Source organism: Mycobacterium sp. SMC-16, from assembly GCF_046250085.1.
GTDB lineage: Bacteria > Actinomycetota > Actinomycetes > Mycobacteriales > Mycobacteriaceae > Mycobacterium > Mycobacterium phocaicum.
Window position 1 is genome coordinate 3,924,207 of record NZ_CP176427.1, and the last position, 17,827, is coordinate 3,942,033.

Genomic DNA, 17,827 nt, shown 5'->3' on the forward strand with positions numbered 1-17,827 from the left:
ACGCAAGCCGTCGAACTCTCAGCGGTAGGCGCTGCCCTGCTCGCGGTCGAGGTAGGTGTCGGACTTGTTCTTCAAGAAGAACAGGTACACCAGCAGCGACGCCGCGATACAGACGGTGACGTAGGCGATGAACAGCGGCACGTCGCCCCGGGCCTTGAGGGCCTGGTAGATCAGCGGTGCGGTACCGCCGAAAATCGAATTGGCCAGCGCGTAGCCGACGCCGACGCCGAGGGCCCGCACGTGGGCCGGGAACAGTTCGGACTTCACCAGCGCATTGATCGAGGTGTATCCCGTGAGGATGACGTATGCGACGGCAACCAGCAGGAACGACATGATCGGCGAGTGCGTCTGCGGCAGATAGGTGATGAGGACGTACGTGTAGACCAGCCCGCCGAAGCCGAACCACAGCAGTAGGGGCTTGCGGCCTATCCGGTCGCTGATCATTCCGCCGATCGGCTGGATCAGCATCAGGAAGATCAGTCCGAGCAGGTTGATCCAGGTCGCGGTCATGGGTTGGTTCTTGTAGGTCGCCTTGACCATCGCCGGCGCGTTGACACTGTACGTGTAGAACGCGACGGTGCCACCGAGCGTGATCAGGAAGCACAGCAGCAACGGCTTCCAATAGCGCGAGAACAGCACCCATATCGAACCGGCATGGGGCTCCTTGCCCTCCTGAATCGCCTCGAGGGTCTCCTTGGACAGCGACTCGTCCATGCTGCGGCGCAGCCAGAACACCACCACCGCCGCGACACCGCCGACCGCAAAGCCTATGCGCCAACCGAATTCGCTCACCTGCGCGGTGCTCAGCGCCGTGAGGATGATGAGCAAGGTGAATTGGGCCAGCACGTGCCCACCGACCAGGGTGACGTACTGGAACGAGGAGAAGAACCCACGGCGTTCCCTGGTCGCCGCCTCCGACATGTAGGTCGCCGACGTGCCGTACTCGCCGCCGGTGGCGAACCCCTGCACCAGCCGGCAGATGATCAGGATGATCGGTGCGGCGACGCCGATGCTCGCCCGCGAGGGAACCAGGGCGATCACCATCGAGCAGGCGGCCATCAGCGAAACGCTGACCATCAGTGCGGCGCGGCGGCCCCGGCGGTCGGCGAAGCGGCCGAAGAACCACGATCCGATGGGCCGGGTGACGAACGTGACCGCGAAGATCGCGTACACGTAGATCGTCGAATTCTGGTCGGCCTTGTCGAAGAACTGGTTTTCGAAGTACGTGGCGAAGACGGTGTAGACGTAGACGTCGTACCACTCGACGAGGTTGCCCGACGATCCCCGGATGGTGTTCCAGATGGCGCGCCGGGTCGCGGCGCGGCCCGACGGCGTCGGCGTGTCCTCGGTCAGTGCGGTCATGCTGCTCTCCAACGGTCGGCAACGAACGGGTGTGGGCACATCCTTGCGGCGAACCGACGCCAAGGAACGGGATCTGGCCACAGCGCCGTTTTCCTTGCACGATTCACAGATTCACACAGACCGTACCCCCGGGCGACACCGGCTCACCGGACTTCAGCCCTCGCGGATGACCCCGCGTGCGCAGAGGTGCTCGGTCAGCGGGGCCACCCCGACCTCGAAGTGTTCGGCCATCGCCGTTCGGGCCGCTTCACCGTCGCCGGCCTGCAGTGCGGCGATCACCCGGCGGTGGTCCCGGATCGACAGATCCGGCCAGCCCTCCAGTGTCGGGAACACGGCTTCAGGCGCGTAACGGGTTATGCCGGACATGAATTGGGTCAGCTTGGGTGAGTCGGCGACGACGTTGATCAGCCGATGGAACTCGTGGTTGAGCTGCACCATGCGGTCGACATCGGTGTGCTGGTAGGCCTGCTCAAGCGCGTCTTGAATCCGGGTGAGTTCCGAAACCTGGGCCGCGGTGATGTTCTCGGCGGCGCGGGCCGCGAGTTCCCCGCCGACGAACGCCTGCACCATGGCCACATCGGAGACATCGCGGGCGGTGACCTCCAGGACCATGAAGCCGCGTCGCGGGTGCTGCACCAACAGCCCCTCGGCCCGCAGGTTCAGCAGCGCCTCCCGGACCGGGGTGACGCTGACACCCAGCTCGGTGGCCAGCTGGTCGAGCCGCAGATACTCCCCCGCCGGGAAGGTGCCGTTGAAGATCCGGCGGCGGACGTAACGCGCCACGTCGTGCGAAAGCTGTGCGGGCGCGGCGAATTCGGGTTCAGATGCGGTATTCATTGAGCAGGCTCTTGCTGATGATGGTCTTCTGGATTTCGCTGGTGCCCTCGCCGATCAGCAGGAACGGCGCGTCCCGCATCAGCCGTTCGATCTCGTACTCCTTCGAGTAGCCGTAGCCACCATGGATCCGGAAGCTCTGCTGGGTGACCTCCGAACAGAACTCGCTGGCAAGGTATTTCGCCATGCCTGCCGCGACGTCGTTGCGCTCCCCCGAGTCTTTGAGCCGCGCCGCATTGACCATCATCAGATGCGCCGCCTCGACTTTCGTGGCCATCTCGGCGAGCTGGAAGGCGATGGCCTGGTGGTCGGCGATCGGCTTGCCGAACGTCTCCCGCTGCTGGGCGTACCGCACCGCCAATTCGAAGGCGCGGATACCGACACCACAGGCCCGCGCCGACACGTTGACCCGGCCGACCTCGATACCGTCCATCATCTGGAAGAAGCCCGCACCCGGCTTGCCGCCGAGTACGTCGTCCGCGCCGGCGCGGTAGCCGTCGAAGATGAGCTCGGTGGTGTCGATGCCCTTGTAGCCCAGCTTGTCGATCTTGCCCGGGATGGTCAGGCCGGGTTTGACCTCGCCGAAGCCGGTCGGCTTCTCGACCAGGAACGCGGTCAGGTTGCGGTGCGGCTTGTCCGCGCCCTCATCGGTTTTCACCAGCGCCGCAACCAGAGTCGAGCTGCCACCGTTGGTCAGCCACATCTTCTGCCCGGTGATGGTGTAGCCACCGTCGGCATCCCGGACACCCCTGGTGCGGATCGCCGCGACATCGGAACCCAGCTCCGGCTCGGACATCGAGAAGGCGCCGCGCACCTCGCCGGTCGCCATGCGGGGCAGGTAACGCTGCTTCTGCTCGTCGGTGCCGTGCTGGCGGATCATGTACGCGACGATGAAGTGGGTGTTGATGACGCCCGAGATGCTCATCCAGCCGCGGGCCAGTTCCTCGACGCACAGCGCGTACGTCAGCAGCGACTCACCGAGCCCGCCGTACTCCTGCGGGATCATCAGGCCGAACAGGCCCATGTCTTTCATCTGATCGACGATGGCCTGCGGGTAGGAGTCCGAGTGCTCGAGCTCCTGGGCCGCGGGAATGATCTCCCGGTCGACGAATTGCCGCACGGTGGCGACGATTTCGCGCTGCACCTCGGTGAGGCCGGCGGTCTGGGCGAGACGAGTCACGATGCCACCCTTTCGAAGACAGCGGCCAGCCCCTGGCCGCCTCCGATGCACATGGTTTCCAGGCCGTAGCGGGCATCCCGCAGGTGCAGTTCGCGGGCCAGGGTCGCGAGCATCCGGCCGCCCGTCGCGCCGACGGGATGGCCGAGCGAGATACCCGAGCCGCGCACGTTCGTGCGTTCCCAGTCCCCGTCGGTGAACTTCCATTCCCGGGTGCACGCCAGCGCCTGCGCGGCGAAGGCCTCGTTGAGTTCGATCAGATCGATATCGGCAAGAGCCAGGCCGGCTTTGGCCAGTGCGACCTCGGTGGCCGGCACCGGTCCGATGCCCATGACGTTCGGCGGCACCCCGGCCACACCCCACGACACCAGCCGCACCAGCGGCGCCAGCCCCAGTTCGGCCGCGCGCGGGGGTGGTCACGATGCACATCGACGCCGCGTCGTTCTGCCCACTGGAGTTTCCGGCCGTCACGGTGGCATCCGGATCGTTCTTGCCCAGTACAGGTTTGAGCTTGCCCAGCGCTTCGACGGTGGTGTCGGCGCGCGGATGTTCGTCGGTGTCGATCACCTGGTCGCCGGTGCGGGAGCTCACCATGACGGGCACGATCTCGTCGGCCAGGACGCCACTGCGTTGCGCCGCAACGGCTTTCTGGTGCGACCGCACCGCCAGCGCGTCCTGTTCGACGCGGGAGATCGCACACTGCCGGCGCAGATTCTCCGCGGTCTCCAGCATCCCGCCGGGCACCGGGTAGTTCTTGCCACCGGCGGTGGTCCGGCCACGCGCCAATCCGTCATGGACGGTGATGCCGCCGCGCGAGCCGCCCCAGCGCATATCGGTGGAGTGAAAGGCGACATTGCTCATCGACTCGGCGCCACCGGCGATCACGAGATCGTTTGCGCCACTGGCGACCTGCATGCACGCCTGGATGACGGCCTGCAGTCCCGACCCGCAGCGCCGGTCGACCTGCATGCCGGGAACCGTGACCGGCAACCCGGCGTCGAGCGCCACCACGCGGCCGATGGCCGGCGCCTCACTCGACGGGTAACAATGCCCGAGAATGACGTCCTGCACCGCCTCGGCCGGAATCCCGTTGCGCTGCAACAGGCCCCGCAGCGCCGCAACGCCCAGCTCGACCGCGGTCAGTGACTTGAACATGCCGCCGTAGCGGCCGATCGGGGTACGTACCGGTGCGCAGATGACGGGACTGGTCGCGGTCATCTAGATGTGCCGTCCCCCGGTGATTTCCAGGACGCAGCCGGTCATGTACGACGACATGTCCGACGCCAGGAACGTGACCACCGACGCCACTTCACTGGGCTCGGCGGCCCGTCCCATCGGGATCTCCGCCAGTTTCTGGTCCCAGATCCGTTGCGGCATGGCCTCGGTCATCGCGGACCGGATCAGGCCCGGCTGCACGGCGTTGACCCGCACGCCGAGGTGGGCGACCTCCTTGGCCGCCGCCTTGGTCAGACCGACGATGCCCGCCTTCGCGGCTGAGTAGTTGGTCTGGCCGATGAGGCCGACCTTGCCCGAGATCGACGAAATGTTGATGATGGCACCGTTTTTCGCCTCCCGCATGACATTGGCCGCGAGCCGGGTGCCGTTCCAGCAGCCTTTCAGGTGCACATCGATGACCTGATCGAACTGCTCCTCGGTCATCTTGCGCATCGTGGCGTCGCGGGTGATGCCGGCGTTGTTGACCATGATGTCGAGGCCACCCCATGCGACGGCGGCGTCGATCAGCGCCTGGACGTCGGCGGCGGACGTCACGTCGCACCGGACGGCCTTGGCCACCTCGGCGCCACCGAGCTTGGCGACAGCCGCCTCGGTCGCCTCGAGATTCAGGTCGCCGATCACGACGCGGGCGCCCTCGGCGATGAAGCGTTCCGCGATCGCGTATCCGATCCCCTGGGCTCCGCCGGTGATCACCGCGATACGTCCGTCCAGCAGCGGCATGGTCGTGCACTCCTCCTGATCGACTGAACCGGTCATCGCAGCACCCGACGACCAGCTTCATACATAAAATATGATATTTCTTGCATCAAACCAGAAGCACCGTCGTGTTGCGCAAGGAGACCCCACATGGCCGGACCCACCGGTTCCCCCGTCGCAGAAGTCAGCGATCAGGATTTCCGCGACATTCTCGACGCGACCCGCCAGTTCGTCCGTACCGCGGTGGTGCCGCGGGAGCTGGAGATCATGACCGAGAACCGGGTGCCCGACGACATCCGGGATCAGGCCAAGAACATGGGCCTGTTCGGCTATGCCATCCCCCAGGAATGGGGCGGCCTCGGGCTCGATCTCGTCCAGGACGTCGAGATGGCGATGGAGTTGGGCTACACCACGCTGGCCGTCCGCTCGATGTTCGGCACCAACAACGGCATCGCCGGTCAGGTGCTGGTCGGCTTCGGCACCGACACCCAGAAGCAGCGCTGGCTGGAACCGATCGCCAGTGGCGACTGCGTGGCATCGTTCGCGTTGACCGAGTCCGGCGCCGGTTCCAACCCGGCGGGCCTGCGCACCAAGGCCGTGGCCGACGGGGACGACTGGATCATCACCGGCCACAAGCGATTCATCACCAACGCGCCCACCGCGAATCTGTTCGTGGTGTTCGCCCGGACCCGGCCGGCCGACGCCGACGGACCCGGCATCGCGGTGTTCCTGGTCCCCGCCGACGCTCCCGGCGTCGTGGTCGGACCGAAAGACGCGAAGATGGGCCAGGAAGGGGCCTGGACCTCCGACGTCACGTTCGACGATGTGCGGGTCGGTCCGGATGCCCTCATCGGCGGCAATGAGGACATCGGCTACCGCGCCGCGCTGACGTCACTGGCCCGGGGACGGGTGCACATCGCCGCAGTGGCGGTGGGCGCGGCGCAACGCGCGCTCGACGAGTCGGTCGCATACGCCGCGACCGCCACCCAGGGCGGCACCGCAATCGGCGAATTCCAGCTGGTCCAGGCGATGTTGGCGGACATGCAGACCGGCGTCATGGCCGGTCGCGCCCTGGTCCGTGATGCCGCGCAAATGTGGGTCAGCGGCACGGACCGACGCATCGCGCCGTCCGCCGCGAAGCTCTTCTGCACCGAGATGGTCGGCAAGGTCGCCGACCTGGCCGTGCAGGTGCACGGCGGTAGCGGGTACATGCGCGACGTGCCCGTCGAACGGATCTACCGCGACGTGCGTCTGCTGCGGCTGTACGAGGGCACCAGCGAGATTCAGCGTTTGATCATCGGTGGCGGCCTGGTGAAGGCGGCACAGCGCTCGGCTGCGGGCCGCTGACGCGACCGCGCGACCTGGCGGTCCGCGCTCTCACCTGGCCGCCTCCAGCAATCATCCGATGATTCGCACGATCGACTCGACCACGGCCGCCGGCTTATCCGATCCCTCGATTTCGACGGTTACTGTCACGGTCGCCTGAACGGCACCGTCCAGCTCGTCGACTTTCGAAATGACCGCACCCGCCCGAACGTTTGCTCCGACCTTGACCGGTGTGATGAATCGCACCTTGTTATAACCGTAATTGACGGCCAATGCGACGTTGTCGACGCGATAGAGCTGGTGCATGAAATGCGGTAGCAGTGAAAGCGTCAGCAAACCATGGGCAATTGCGCCGCCGAACGGGCCCGCGGCGGCGCGCTCAGGATCGACGTGAATCCACTGATGGTCGTCGGTGGCGTCGGCGAACAGATTCACCCGCTCCTGGGTGATTTCCATCCACTCCGTCGGCCCAAGCTGACTACCTGCTGCTGCGACGAACTCGGACAGATTGTCGAAGACCTTCACGCTTGCTCCTCTCGGGCGCGGCCGCTTCCCGGGCCGCACCGCTATTACTTCTAACGCGTCCGTCAGGGCAGCACAATGCACAGATTTTCGGCCGATGCCACCTACTTAGCCACTCAAAGTTCGCCATCTTGGGGCATCGCCTACGCTAACCTGCACATATAGCAATATCCGGGATTGCCAACGTCCATTGCACCAGCACACTCGGTTTGACCAATTCTTCGGCCCGCCGAAGGCCGACAGACAACGTTTCACCACTAGTTGGCTGCAGGACCCCGAGCAATTGTCGATACCTGTGGATCGGGGTGTTTCAGGCGACCTCCGTTTCGGTGTGTTGATCGCCGTCTGACGGTGGTGTCGGTGGGGTGATGTCGGTGGGTCGTTCGAGCAGTTTGCCTTTGTGGAAGACCGCTCCGGCGCGGACGAGGGCGACCAGATGTGGGGCGTTGACGGCCCGCCAGCGGGCTTGGGCGGCGTCGATCAGCTTGTAGGCCATGGCCAATCCAGCGGCCCGTGATCCCGGACCCTTGGTGACCTTCGTTCTCAAACGCACTGTGGCGAAGGTGGATTCGATCGGATTCGTGGTACGCAGATGGATCCAGTGCTCGGCGGGGTAGTGGTAGAACTCCAGCAGGACATCGAGGTCGTCGACGATCTTGGCGACCACTTTCGGGTACTTCGCGCCGAAGGCAACCGCGAAGGCCTTGACCGCGACCTGAGCTTTGTAGCGCGCCATCGCCGACGGCCAGCACTGGGGCGGTCATGCCGCGGCGTTTGCAGTCGCGCAGCAGATCCGCCCACGACTCGCATGACTCCCGATAGCCGTCGGTGATCGCCACGAGTTCTTTGCGGCCGTCAGCGCGCACGCCGAGCATCACCAGCAGGCACAGCTTCTCCTGGTCCAGGCGGACCTTGAGGTGAATGCCGTCGACCCACAGGTAGACGTAGTCGCTGCCGGACAGGTCCCGGGCAGCGAACGTACGGGCTTCGTCTTGCCACTGCGCGGTCAGACGGGTGATCGTGGTGGCCGACAACCCGGCACCCGAGCCGAGGAACTGCTCGAGTGCGGGCCCGAAGTCGCTGGTTGATAGGCCGTGCAGATACAGCAGCGGCAGCACCTCACTCATCTGCGGGGACTTGCGTGCCCAGGCCGGCAGGATCGCCGAGGAGAACCGCTGCCGCTCACCAGAATCGGGGTCGACACGGCGGTCGTTGACCCGCGGCGCTTTCACCTGCACGGCACCGGCCGCGGTCAGCACCTCACGCGGCTGGTGATAGCCGTTGCGGACCACCAGTCGGTGACCGTTCTCGTCACGCTGATCAGCGAATGCGGCGACGTACGCGGCGACCTCGGCCTGCAGGGCAGCGGCCAACATCTGCCGGGCTCCGTCGCGGACGATCTCGTCCAACAACGACCGGCCGGCCTCGCCGCCGTTGGCCTCCTCGGCATCGTGAACTACGGTGAGCATGGGCGTACCTTCCCAACCAGCGCGCCAACGCCGGTCTTGATCGAATACCTGATTCCGTGATGATCATCCTCGGGAAGGTGCGCCCACTTTCAGGCCACCTCCTCGGGCCTCATCCACAGGTATTGATCATTGCTCCAGGACCCCAACAACCCCGATACTGAATTAGGGAATGCAGTCCGCGCGAGATGCGTTTACCGCAACCGACTGCCAACTGACGTTGCAGTGACTGCTCGAAACGAATGGGGCAACGATGTCGGTGGAGTATGTCGAATACGAATCCAACGTCGATATTCGCTTTCCCGAAAACATCGCCTGGTTCGACACCGATACCGATTGCAGCGTGGTGCTGTCGCAACCCCACACCGACCCGGAACTCTGGAACCGCTACGTGGATGCGGCGGAGCAAAGCTATCGCCGGCACGGCGTCGAAGCGGTCGTCGACGCTGCCGCGATCCGCGGCGGTGCCGACACCGCGCTGTTCTGGACGGTCCTGGACCGCGGCGGCAACATGGTCGGCGGCCTGCGTGCCAAAGCCCCGCTCGGCGGCGCCGATGATTCTCATGCCGTGGTCGAGTGGGCCGGCCGGCCCGGACTGGCCATGGTGCGCAAGATGATCAACGACCGGGTGCCCTTTGGCGTCATGGAGATGAAAACGGCGTGGGTCTCCGACAACCGGACCAGCCAGCACGCCATCACGAATCTCCTGGCCCGCACCGCCTATCACGCCACCAGCGTCATGGGCGTGCAGTTCGTGATGGCCACGGCAGCCCAGCACGTCCTGGAATTGTGGAAATCCGGTGGCGGCGTGGTGGCGCCCATTCCGGCCACGCCGTACCCGGACGAGCGCTACCGCACCAAGATGATGTGGTGGGATCGACGGACCATGGTCAATCATTCTCAGCCGGAGCAGATTACGAAGGCGCTGCACGAGATCGACGCGATATCAACCAGGCTGGTCGCCGGTTGATGCCAGCTCTGGACGCTAACCACATCTCGATCCTCGACCCGCAGAACCCCGCCGACGCGGAATCCCTCGAAGCGCTGCTGCGCGACCCGACGGTGAACACCGTGGACACCTGGGCCGACCAGTTCGCCGCGCTGGCCGAACTCCGGCCGGCACCGACGTCCGATCTCCTCGACGAGCCCGCCCGCTGGGTCTACTACCCGTGGCGCGCGACGGTGCTGAAGCTGCTGGGACCGCGGTCGTATCGCCGACTGCGTCTGGACCGCAACCGGCATCTGGCCACCAGCGGCGAACAGGACCGGCTGGGCCGCCTCCGCATCGGCATCGTCGGACTCAGCTCGGGCCACCTCATCGCTCACTCGCTCGCCGTAGCGGGGTTCTGCGGCGAGCTGCGGCTCACCGATTTCGACACGCTGGGCGTGTCCAATCTCAACCGCATTCCCGCAACGGTTTTCGACATCGGCCTCAACAAGGCGACCGCCGCCATGCGCCGGATCGCCGAACTCGATCCCTACCTCCTCGTCCGGCATTCGTCCGCCGGACTGAGTGCCGACGCCCTCGCGCCGTTCCTCGACGGGCTCGACGTACTGGTCGAGCAATGTGACTCGTTGGAGATGAAACTGCACCTCCGGCACGGCGCCCGCGCCCGCGGGATCCCGGTGCTGATGGCCACCAGCGACCGCGGGCTGATCGACGTCGAACGCTTCGACATCGATCCCACCCGCCCGGTCTTCCACGGACTGCTCGGCGACATCGACCCCGACGCGATGGCGGGCCTGCCGATCGCCCAGAAGTTGCCGTACCTCATGCAGGTCTTCGACCCGGCCAGAGTTTCGCCGCGAATGGGTGCGTCCCTACTCGAGGTGGGCCGCACGCTGTCGGCCTGGCCACAGCTCGTCGGCGACGTAACCGTCGGAGCGGCAACAGTTTTGGAAGCCATCCGCCGGATCGGGCTGGACGAACCGCTGGCGTCGGGGCGCACCCAGGTCGACATCGGCGGTCTGCTCGGCGAATTGGCCGAACCCACCCGCGCGGACCCACCTGCCGACGGCGCCCTGCCGCCGTCCCCTGCGGTCGCCACCGGGCTCGGCCAGGTCGTCGACGCCGCGGTCGCCGCCGCCATCCGCGCCCCGTCGGGCGGCAATTCCCAGCCCTGGCACATCGCGGCGACAGCCGACAGCGTCGTCATCGGCATCGATCCCGCGCGCACGTCGACCATGGACGTCGGCTTCCGGGGCAGTGCGGTCGCCATCGGAGCCGCCGCGTTCAACGCCCGAGTTGCTGCCGCCGCCAACGGTTTTGCCACCGACGTGACCTACACCGAACCCGCCGGCGAGTCCCCGCTGCAGATCGCCCTCCGGCTGCGGCCGGGCGCCGACCCTGAGCTCGCCCGGTGCTACCCCGGGATCTTCGAACGTGAGACCAACCGCCACCGCGGGACGGGCGCACCGTTGCCCCCCGAGGTGTCCGAGACACTCGCGCGGGTGGCACAGCAACACGACGCACGTGTGCACGTGATGGTCGACCACGACGAGATCGCACGCACAGCAACGGTCTTCGCCGACGCCGACCGAATCCGCTATCTCACCCCCACCCTGCACCGCGAGATGATCTCGGAACTGCGCTGGCCCGGCGACGACGGATCGGACTTCGGCATCGACGTCCGTTCCCTGGGGCTCGATTCCGGCGATCTGGCCGTACTGCCCCTGCTGCGCCGGACCGACGTCGTTGCGGCACTCGATGACTGGGATGCCGGCTCCGTCCTCGGGGATGACACAAGTGGTCGCATGCGTTCCAGCAGTGCGATCGTCACCGTCATGATCCGAGGCGCGGCGCTGAGCGACTTCGCCCGTGGCGGTGCCGCCGTGGTCGCCGTGTGGATGGCGGCGCAGGACGCCGGCCTGGCCGTGCAGCCGATGTCGCCGCCGTTTCTCTACGCCCACACCGGAACCGAACTCGGCGAACTGTCCGGCAAGTACGCCGACGAACTCCGCCGACTACAGGACACGTTCCATGCGTTGACCAGCAAAGGGCCGGGCGAGGCCGTGGTGCTCGCGCTCCGAATATCGGATGCGCCACCGGCTTCGGTACCCAGCCGCAGGAGCACCGCCTTTGAGGTCAGCGCAGGTTAAGCTGATCGTCTCATGTCCATCGACGAGTCTCCCCCTTCACTGGATCGCCTGGTCACAGAGGTTGCGACGCGGTTGATGGCGGCGGACTCCAGCAACTCCACCAAGGTGTACACGGACGTTCTGGAGATCCTCGTCAACTACTTCGAGGTCGACGTCAGCTTCCTGCGCCGCAACGACCATGAGATCAGTGCTTCGATCCTCGTCGCGGAATGGCCACTGCGGCCGGAGATTCCGGACCCCGACCCCCTGCGCGTGGTGTACTTCGCCGAGGCCGACCCGGTCTTCGCGGAGACCGAGCACCGCAAGACACCGCTGATCGTGCGCCCCGACCCGGAGCCGGACGACTACCAGCGCCGCATCGAGGCGGACCGCAACGTCCCCCAGATATCACTGGCAGCAACGCCTTTGGTGTCCGGCGACCGCACCACCGGCGCCTTGGGCTTCATCAAGTACGGCAACCGGGAATGGGTCACCGAGGAGATCAACGCGCTGCAGGCCATCGCTTCGCTGTTGACCCAGGCCCAATCTCGGGTTCTCGCCGAGGAGCAGCTCCGGTACCTGGCCGAACACGACGACCTGACCGGCCTGAACAACCGGCGCGCCCTCATCGCCCACCTCGATGCCCGGTTGCAGCCGGGACAACCCGGCCCGGTCACCGCCCTCTTCTTCGACCTCGATCGGCTCAAGGCCATCAATGACTACCTGGGGCACAGCGCGGGAGATTCGTTCATCCGCGTCTTCGCCCAGCGCCTCACCGAAGGGGTCGACAGCAAGACCGTGATCGCCCGGCTCGGCGGTGACGAGTTCGTGGTCGTCCCGGCCGAACCGATCTCCGCGGACAAGGCCGAAGCCCTCGCCTACCAGCTTCAGGACTCGCTGCGGCGCCGCGTCTGGATCGACGGTGAACGGCTCACGCGGGCAGTGAGTGTCGGCGTCGCTTCGGGCATTCCGGGCTCCGACACCTCCTCCGACCTGTTGCGCCGGGCCGACCAGGCCGTCTTGAGCGCGAAGTCGGCCGGCGGGGACCGTGTCGCGGTGTTCACCACCGCGATGTCCCTGGAAACGGCCTACCGCAACGACATCGAACTGCATCTGCAGGACGTCATCGAGAACGGCGCACTGCTGCTCAATTACCTACCGGAAATCGACATGCGCACCGGGAAGCTGCTCGCGACCGAAGCGCTCGTACGCTGGGACCATCCCACGCGCGGGCTGCTCCCGCCGGCCGCATTCATCGGTATCGCCGAATCGATCAACCTGGCAGGCGAATTGGGCCGTTGGGTGTTGCGGACGGCTTGTCGCGAGTTCGCCCGGTGGCGCGAGGACTTCCGGGCTTCGAAATCCGGCGGCGATGATGCCGACGATCGCGACGATTTCGAGCTGCGCGTCAACGTCTCCCCGGTCCAGCTGGTGACCGACGGCTTCGCCGAGTCGGTGGCCGACATCCTCGACGAATTCGGTCTCGACCGCGGATCGGTGTGCCTGGAGATCACCGAGAACGTCGTCGTCCAGGACAGCGAGTCCTCCCGCGCAACCCTGGCAGACCTCCGCAGAACCGGGGTTCGGCTGGCGATCGACGACTTCGGCACCGGCTACAGCGTGCTGTCCCACCTCAAGTCGCTACCGGTCGACATCCTCAAGATCGATCGCAGCTTCGTCACCGACCTGGGTTCCAACCCCGGCGACCTCGCGATCGTCCGGGCGATCATCGCGCTGGCCGACTCGTTCGGTCTCCAGATCGTCGCCGAGGGCGTCGAAACCAAAGCTGCCGCAACCACACTGCTGCGCCTCGGCTGCCACCGCGCGCAGGGCTTCCTGCTGTCGCGGCCGCTGCCGAGCGATCAGATGGCGACGCTGTACCGCAAGGGCCGGGTGCCGGTCCGGTTCACCGGCGAGATGTGAGCCGAACAGCGCTAGCGCGCAACCAGTTCCACGCGGGCGAATCTGCTGGCGGGCTGGCCGACGATACAGACCTCGAGGGCGCCGGCCGGCGGCGCGGCAGTGTCGGCGGGCGCACCCCCGCCGGTGAAATCGGGCGAGATCACGACGCCGTGGCGCGCACGTACGAAGTACGGCCCGTCGGGTGTGTTCAGTTCGGCTCCGATGATCCGGCGGTCTTCGAACAGCAGCGCCTGCAGCGTGCTGGCCGCGCTCACCGCGATATCGCGTTCGGCGGCCGCCGCCGCCAGCCAGTCGAACAATTGGCCCGGTCCGTCGCCCGTGCTCCATTCGATGGCGCCGAGCGAAGACAGCCGGAGCGTCGTGCCCGCCGAGTCGCGCAGGGTCTCCGAGGACCAGCCGCGAACCGTGCTGTAGAGCGCGCCGGTGGCCGAATCCAGGCACACCCGGGCCCAGTCGAGCAGTCCCGCGCCGAAGAACGTCTCGATGGTGCGCGTGTGCGTCTCGGACTCCGTCAGCTCGCGCACGACACGGGCCGGCACCGAAGCGCCGTCCGACGGCGGTTCGGCCGCGTCATCGACTTCGGCGGTCACCGCAGCGAAATAGACGGCGGTGGCGTCGAGCTGCTCGCCGAGGTCGGGCTCGGCCGCTTCGACTTCGCCGGGTCCGCCGGCTTCCGGGGCGGGCTCGTCGTCGGGAATCCCTCGCGGTACGCCGAACTCGTCGATCCTTGCGTCGAGCGTGGCGCCCAGAGTGACGCAATGCACATCATCGCCGCGCAGCCAGCGCCCGTCATCGGCGTGCAGCGCTCCGGCAACCATCACATCTGCGGCGGCGTCGACCGCGGCAATGGCTGTCGCCAGGCCACCGATACCGGCGCCGACGCACAGCACGTCAACTTCTGCGTCCCAATCCAACCTGAAATCCCTGAGTTAAGCGGCAGCGAATTGCAACAATCCGACAGCCAGGGATCGATTTCGCCGTGCGGCTACTTTACATACTCTCGGAATGAACGACACCAACAACGGCCCACGTTATGGCACCCTTAGGATGATTCCGGGGGGCTAGCCACAGAACGCGCGCTGACGGAAGGTGATCGACGAATGGGGCGCCAGCCGCGATCCGAAGTGACCCGACGCAAGATCATTGACTCTGCTGTCGATTTGATCAACGAGATCGGTTATCCCGCCGCGGGATTGGCTGACATCATCGAACGCGCCGAGCTGACCAAGGGCGCGCTCTACTATCACTTCGACTCCAAAGAAGCACTGGCCACTGTCATCATCGAAGAGGCAATGGTTCTGCTGCACAACGTGTTCCAGTCCGCACGGGACTCCGAGCACAGCGCCATGGAATCACTGATCGTCGGCACCTTCACCACCAGCGACCTGTTGGCGACCAACCGGACCGCCCAAGCGGGGACCAAACTGCTGCGCACGTTCGCCGGCTTCAACCCGACGGCGCGACACAGTTACGTGAACTTCGTCGACCAGTTCACCTCGGACATCAAGCGCGCCGAAACAGACGGCGACCTGCGCCCGGGCGCCGACCCCGCCGACGTCGCCAACACGCTGGTGGCCTGGATCCTCGGCGCGGAGTTGATGTCGAGCGCCGCGTCCGACGGCAACGATCTCCGGGAGCGGTTCGCCAGGCAGTGGCGCGTTCTGATGCCGGCGATCGTGACCGCGGACTCGCTCGACCGCCATCTTGCCTTCATGGCGGCCGCATCCACGCGACAGACGAACACCGTGGAGCAGACCACCACCTGAAACCCACATCGCTAACTAAGTTCACTTCTTTGTTGCTAGGCTGCCATCAGCCCAAGCGACAGAGGAGTCTGCATGGACCTCAATTGGTCGGCCAGTGATCTGGCATTCCGCGATGAAGTACGCACGTTTCTGCAGGAAAATCTGACACCGGACATCCAAGAAGCCGGTCGCCTGATGACCAGCGTGTACAGCGATCACGACGCGAGCCTGGACTGGCAGCGCATCCTGCACGAGCGCGGCTGGGCGGCGCCGGCCTGGCCGGTGGAGTACGGCGGCTGCGATTGGAGCTTGACGCAGCACTACATCTTCAGCCGGGAGTCGATCCTGGCCGGGGCGCCGTCGCTGTCCCCGATGGGCATCCGGATGGTGGCACACGCGATCATCCGGTTCGGCACTGCCGAACAGAAGGACTACTTCCTGCCCCGCATCCTGACCGGCGAGGTCTTCTTCTGCCAGGGCTACTCCGAACCCGAGGCCGGGTCCGACCTGGCCGCCCTGACCATGGCCGCCGCTTCCGACGGCGACGACCTGGTGTGCACCGGCAGCAAGATCTGGACCACCCACGCCACCGAGGCGAACTGGATGTTCGCACTGGTGCGCACCACCCGCACCGCCAAGAAGCAGCAGGGCATCACCTTTGTCCTGATCGACATGAGCACACCCGGTATCGAAATCCGGCCACTGGTCATGACGTCGGGCGAAGAGGTCCAGAACCAGGTCTTCTTCGACGAGGTCCGGGTGCCCAAGAGCAACGTCATCGGGCAGATCGACGACGGCTGGACCGTCGCGAAGTACCTGCTCGAATTCGAACGCGGCGGCGGTGCGGCCGCCCCGGGCCTGCAGGTGCTGGCCGACGAGATCGCCACGGCGGCGGCGCACGCGCCGGGCCCCGAGGGCGGCGTGCTGCTCGACGATGCCGCGTTCTCGCGCAAGCTCGCCGATGCGCGAATCCGCACCGAAGTGCTCGAGATTCTCGAATACCGCGTGCTGGCCGCGCTGGCCGGCGGCGGACATCCGGGCGCAGCGTCGTCGATGCTGAAGGTGCTCTCCACCGAGTTGAGCCAGACCCTGACCGAACTCGCCATGGAGGCCGCCGGCCCCCGCGGCCGGGCGTACCAGCCGCATGCCACCCGTCCCGGTGGACCGGTGGCCGAATTCGCCCCTCCCCCAGACGGTTACGTCAGCGGCGAGGCATGGCAGGCGGTCGCGCCGCTGCGGTACTTCAACGACCGCGCCGGCTCGATCTACGCCGGCAGCAACGAAATTCAGCGCAATATCCTCGCCAAAGCAGAATTGGGGCTGTAGATGGACTTCACCTTCTCCGCGGAACAGGAACTTCTCCGGGACGGCCTGTCCAAGTTCCTGGCCGGCCGGTATGACCTCGAAACCAGCCGGGCGGCAGCCAAATCCGGGCCCGGTTGGCAGCCTGACATCTGGCAGTCGTTCGCCGAGGAACTCGGCATCCTCGGCGCCGCGCTGCCGGAGGACGCGGGTGGCATCGGCGGCGGGCCCGTCGAGGTCATGCTGATCGCCGAGGCGCTGGGTCACGCCCTGGTCATCGAACCGTACGTGGACACCGCGGTGGTCGCCGCCGGTCTGCTGCTGCGCTCCGGGAGTGCGACGGCCGGCCCGGTTCTGGCGGAAATCGCTTCCGGCACAGCGGTTGTCGCGCTCGCCGCGGCCGAGGCCGACAGTGGCGACCGGTGGCAGGACGTCCAGACCACCGCCTCCCGCGACGGCGACGACTGGGTGCTGCGCGGCGACAAGATCATGGTGGTCAACGCGCCGTTGGCCACCCACCTGCTGGTCACCGCACAGACGCCCGGCGGCATCTCGCTGTTCCTGGTCGACATCTCCGAGTCCCGCGACGGGCTGGTCATGCACAGCTACCGCACCGTCGACGACCGTCGTGCGGCCGACCTGGAACTCCGCGACGTCCGGCTGCCGGGCGATGCACTACTCGGCGCCGAGGGCGAGGCGTGGCCGTCGATCGCCCAGGCGCGCGACGAGTGCGCCGCCGCCGTGTGCGCCGAAGCCGTCGGCAACATGCGGAAGGTGTTGGCGGACACCGTCGAATATGCCAAGCAGCGCCAGCAGTTCGGCCAGCCGATCGGCAGCTTCCAGGCGCTGCAGCATCGCATGGTCGACATGCACATGGAGCTCGAACAATCCGTCTCGGCGGTTTACCTGGCCGTGCTCAACCTGGACGCCGACGCGCGTACCCGGGCACGTTCGGTTTCCGCGGCCAAGGCCACCGTCGGCCGCGCCGCGCGGTTCATCGGCCAGAACGCCGTCCAGCTGCACGGCGGGATGGGCATGACCGAAGAGCTCGCCATCGGCCACTACTTCAAGAGGCTGACCGCGGTGCAGTACGAATACGGTTCCACCGATCACCACGTGACCCGCTACGCCGAACTGACCCGCGGCTGAGTTCGGCGCCG

At 66.4% G+C, this 17,827-nt stretch carries 13 protein-coding genes and 2 pseudogenes; 7 read left to right on the forward strand and 8 right to left on the reverse strand.

The genetic code is table 11. From position 1 onward, the window contains the following. Positions 1–18: 18 nt before the first annotated feature. The 5 genes and pseudogenes from ACJEIK_RS18935 to fabG form a co-directional block, all read right to left on the reverse strand. Positions 19–1,362 (reverse strand): MFS transporter, encoded by a 1,344-nt coding sequence (locus ACJEIK_RS18935; RefSeq protein WP_064860725.1) that lies wholly within the window; start codon positions 1,360–1,362, stop codon positions 19–21. A gap of 153 nt (positions 1,363–1,515) precedes the next feature. Next, entirely contained in the window at positions 1,516–2,199 is a 684-nt protein-coding gene (locus tag ACJEIK_RS18940) for a GntR family transcriptional regulator (protein ID WP_061005220.1), read from the reverse strand. Beyond that, on the reverse strand, positions 2,183–3,376 hold the full coding sequence (locus ACJEIK_RS18945) for an acyl-CoA dehydrogenase family protein (protein ID WP_061005218.1): 1,194 nt from the start codon (positions 3,374–3,376) through the stop codon (positions 2,183–2,185). Before ACJEIK_RS18945 ends, ACJEIK_RS18940 begins: the two co-directional genes overlap by 17 nt. Then, positions 3,373–4,591: pseudogene (locus ACJEIK_RS18950) on the reverse strand (acetyl-CoA C-acetyltransferase). Before ACJEIK_RS18950 ends, ACJEIK_RS18945 begins: the two are co-directional and overlap by 4 nt. Next, complete coding sequence (fabG, locus tag ACJEIK_RS18955) at positions 4,592–5,329, reverse strand: 3-oxoacyl-ACP reductase FabG (protein ID WP_061005235.1); 738 nt, start codon at positions 5,327–5,329, stop codon at positions 4,592–4,594. 126 nt (positions 5,330–5,455) lie between these two features. Here fabG and ACJEIK_RS18960 point away from each other — a divergent pair, with 126 nt between their 5' ends. Continuing rightward, entirely contained in the window at positions 5,456–6,652 is a 1,197-nt protein-coding gene (locus ACJEIK_RS18960) for an acyl-CoA dehydrogenase family protein (RefSeq protein WP_061005215.1), read from the forward strand. A 51-nt stretch (positions 6,653–6,703) separates the two neighbouring features. On the opposite strand, the gene ACJEIK_RS18965 is transcribed toward ACJEIK_RS18960, so the two are convergent. Both ACJEIK_RS18965 and ACJEIK_RS18970 read right to left on the reverse strand, forming a co-directional pair. Then, the gene (locus ACJEIK_RS18965) at positions 6,704–7,156 is read right to left on the reverse strand and encodes a MaoC family dehydratase (RefSeq protein ID WP_064860726.1); all 453 of its coding nucleotides are present in this window, start codon (positions 7,154–7,156) and stop codon (positions 6,704–6,706) included. A gap of 307 nt (positions 7,157–7,463) precedes the next feature. Further along, a pseudogene (locus ACJEIK_RS18970) lies at positions 7,464–8,622 on the reverse strand (transposase). A gap of 250 nt (positions 8,623–8,872) precedes the next feature. Between ACJEIK_RS18970 and ACJEIK_RS18975 the strand changes: the two are divergent. The 3 genes from ACJEIK_RS18975 to ACJEIK_RS18985 are packed head-to-tail and all read left to right on the forward strand — an operon-like array spanning position 8,873 to position 13,620. Further along, the gene (locus ACJEIK_RS18975; protein WP_061009922.1) at positions 8,873–9,589 is read left to right on the forward strand and encodes a hypothetical protein; all 717 of its coding nucleotides are present in this window, start codon (positions 8,873–8,875) and stop codon (positions 9,587–9,589) included. After that, positions 9,589–11,718, forward strand: coding sequence for an Rv1355c family protein (locus ACJEIK_RS18980; protein ID WP_133427118.1), 2,130 nt, complete (start codon positions 9,589–9,591; stop codon positions 11,716–11,718). The genes ACJEIK_RS18975 and ACJEIK_RS18980 overlap by 1 nt, the downstream gene beginning before the upstream one ends. Before the next feature lie 12 nt (positions 11,719–11,730). Then, complete coding sequence (locus tag ACJEIK_RS18985; RefSeq protein WP_409430128.1) at positions 11,731–13,620, forward strand: putative bifunctional diguanylate cyclase/phosphodiesterase; 1,890 nt, start codon at positions 11,731–11,733, stop codon at positions 13,618–13,620. An 11-nt stretch (positions 13,621–13,631) separates the two neighbouring features. Here ACJEIK_RS18985 and ACJEIK_RS18990 read toward each other — a convergent pair whose 3' ends face one another. Next, entirely contained in the window at positions 13,632–14,534 is a 903-nt protein-coding gene (locus tag ACJEIK_RS18990) for a hypothetical protein (RefSeq protein ID WP_409430129.1), read from the reverse strand. A 186-nt stretch (positions 14,535–14,720) separates the two neighbouring features. On the opposite strand from ACJEIK_RS18990, the gene ACJEIK_RS18995 reads away from it, so the two are divergent. From ACJEIK_RS18995 to ACJEIK_RS19005, 3 genes are all read left to right on the forward strand, one after another. Next, on the forward strand, positions 14,721–15,386 hold the full coding sequence (locus ACJEIK_RS18995; RefSeq protein WP_061009914.1) for a ScbR family autoregulator-binding transcription factor: 666 nt from the start codon (positions 14,721–14,723) through the stop codon (positions 15,384–15,386). Positions 15,387–15,458: 72 nt separating this feature from the next. Further along, entirely contained in the window at positions 15,459–16,691 is a 1,233-nt protein-coding gene (locus ACJEIK_RS19000; protein ID WP_064860413.1) for an acyl-CoA dehydrogenase family protein, read from the forward strand. Then, positions 16,692–17,816 carry an acyl-CoA dehydrogenase family protein gene (locus ACJEIK_RS19005; protein WP_135357322.1) on the forward strand — a complete coding sequence of 375 codons (1,125 nt, stop codon included), beginning with the start codon at positions 16,692–16,694 and terminating at the stop codon, positions 17,814–17,816. The last annotated feature ends 11 nt before the right edge of the window (positions 17,817–17,827 follow it).

What these genes read in the sequence shown, in the direction of transcription:
- ACJEIK_RS18935 (WP_064860725.1), bottom strand. Translation starts at nt 1,362, where the DNA reads ATGACCGCACTGACCGAGGACACGCCGACGCCGTCGGGCCGCGCCGCG.
- ACJEIK_RS18940 (WP_061005220.1), bottom strand. Translation starts at nt 2,199, where the DNA reads ATGAATACCGCATCTGAACCCGAATTCGCCGCGCCCGCACAGCTTTCG.
- fabG (WP_061005235.1), bottom strand. Translation starts at nt 5,329, where the DNA reads ATGCCGCTGCTGGACGGACGTATCGCGGTGATCACCGGCGGAGCCCAG.
- ACJEIK_RS18960 (WP_061005215.1), top strand. Translation starts at nt 5,456, where the DNA reads ATGGCCGGACCCACCGGTTCCCCCGTCGCAGAAGTCAGCGATCAGGAT.
- ACJEIK_RS18975 (WP_061009922.1), top strand. Translation starts at nt 8,873, where the DNA reads ATGTCGGTGGAGTATGTCGAATACGAATCCAACGTCGATATTCGCTTT.
- ACJEIK_RS18980 (WP_133427118.1), top strand. Translation starts at nt 9,589, where the DNA reads ATGCCAGCTCTGGACGCTAACCACATCTCGATCCTCGACCCGCAGAAC.
- ACJEIK_RS18985 (WP_409430128.1), top strand. Translation starts at nt 11,731, where the DNA reads ATGTCCATCGACGAGTCTCCCCCTTCACTGGATCGCCTGGTCACAGAG.
- ACJEIK_RS18995 (WP_061009914.1), top strand. Translation starts at nt 14,721, where the DNA reads ATGGGGCGCCAGCCGCGATCCGAAGTGACCCGACGCAAGATCATTGAC.
- ACJEIK_RS19000 (WP_064860413.1), top strand. Translation starts at nt 15,459, where the DNA reads ATGGACCTCAATTGGTCGGCCAGTGATCTGGCATTCCGCGATGAAGTA.
- ACJEIK_RS19005 (WP_135357322.1), top strand. Translation starts at nt 16,692, where the DNA reads ATGGACTTCACCTTCTCCGCGGAACAGGAACTTCTCCGGGACGGCCTG.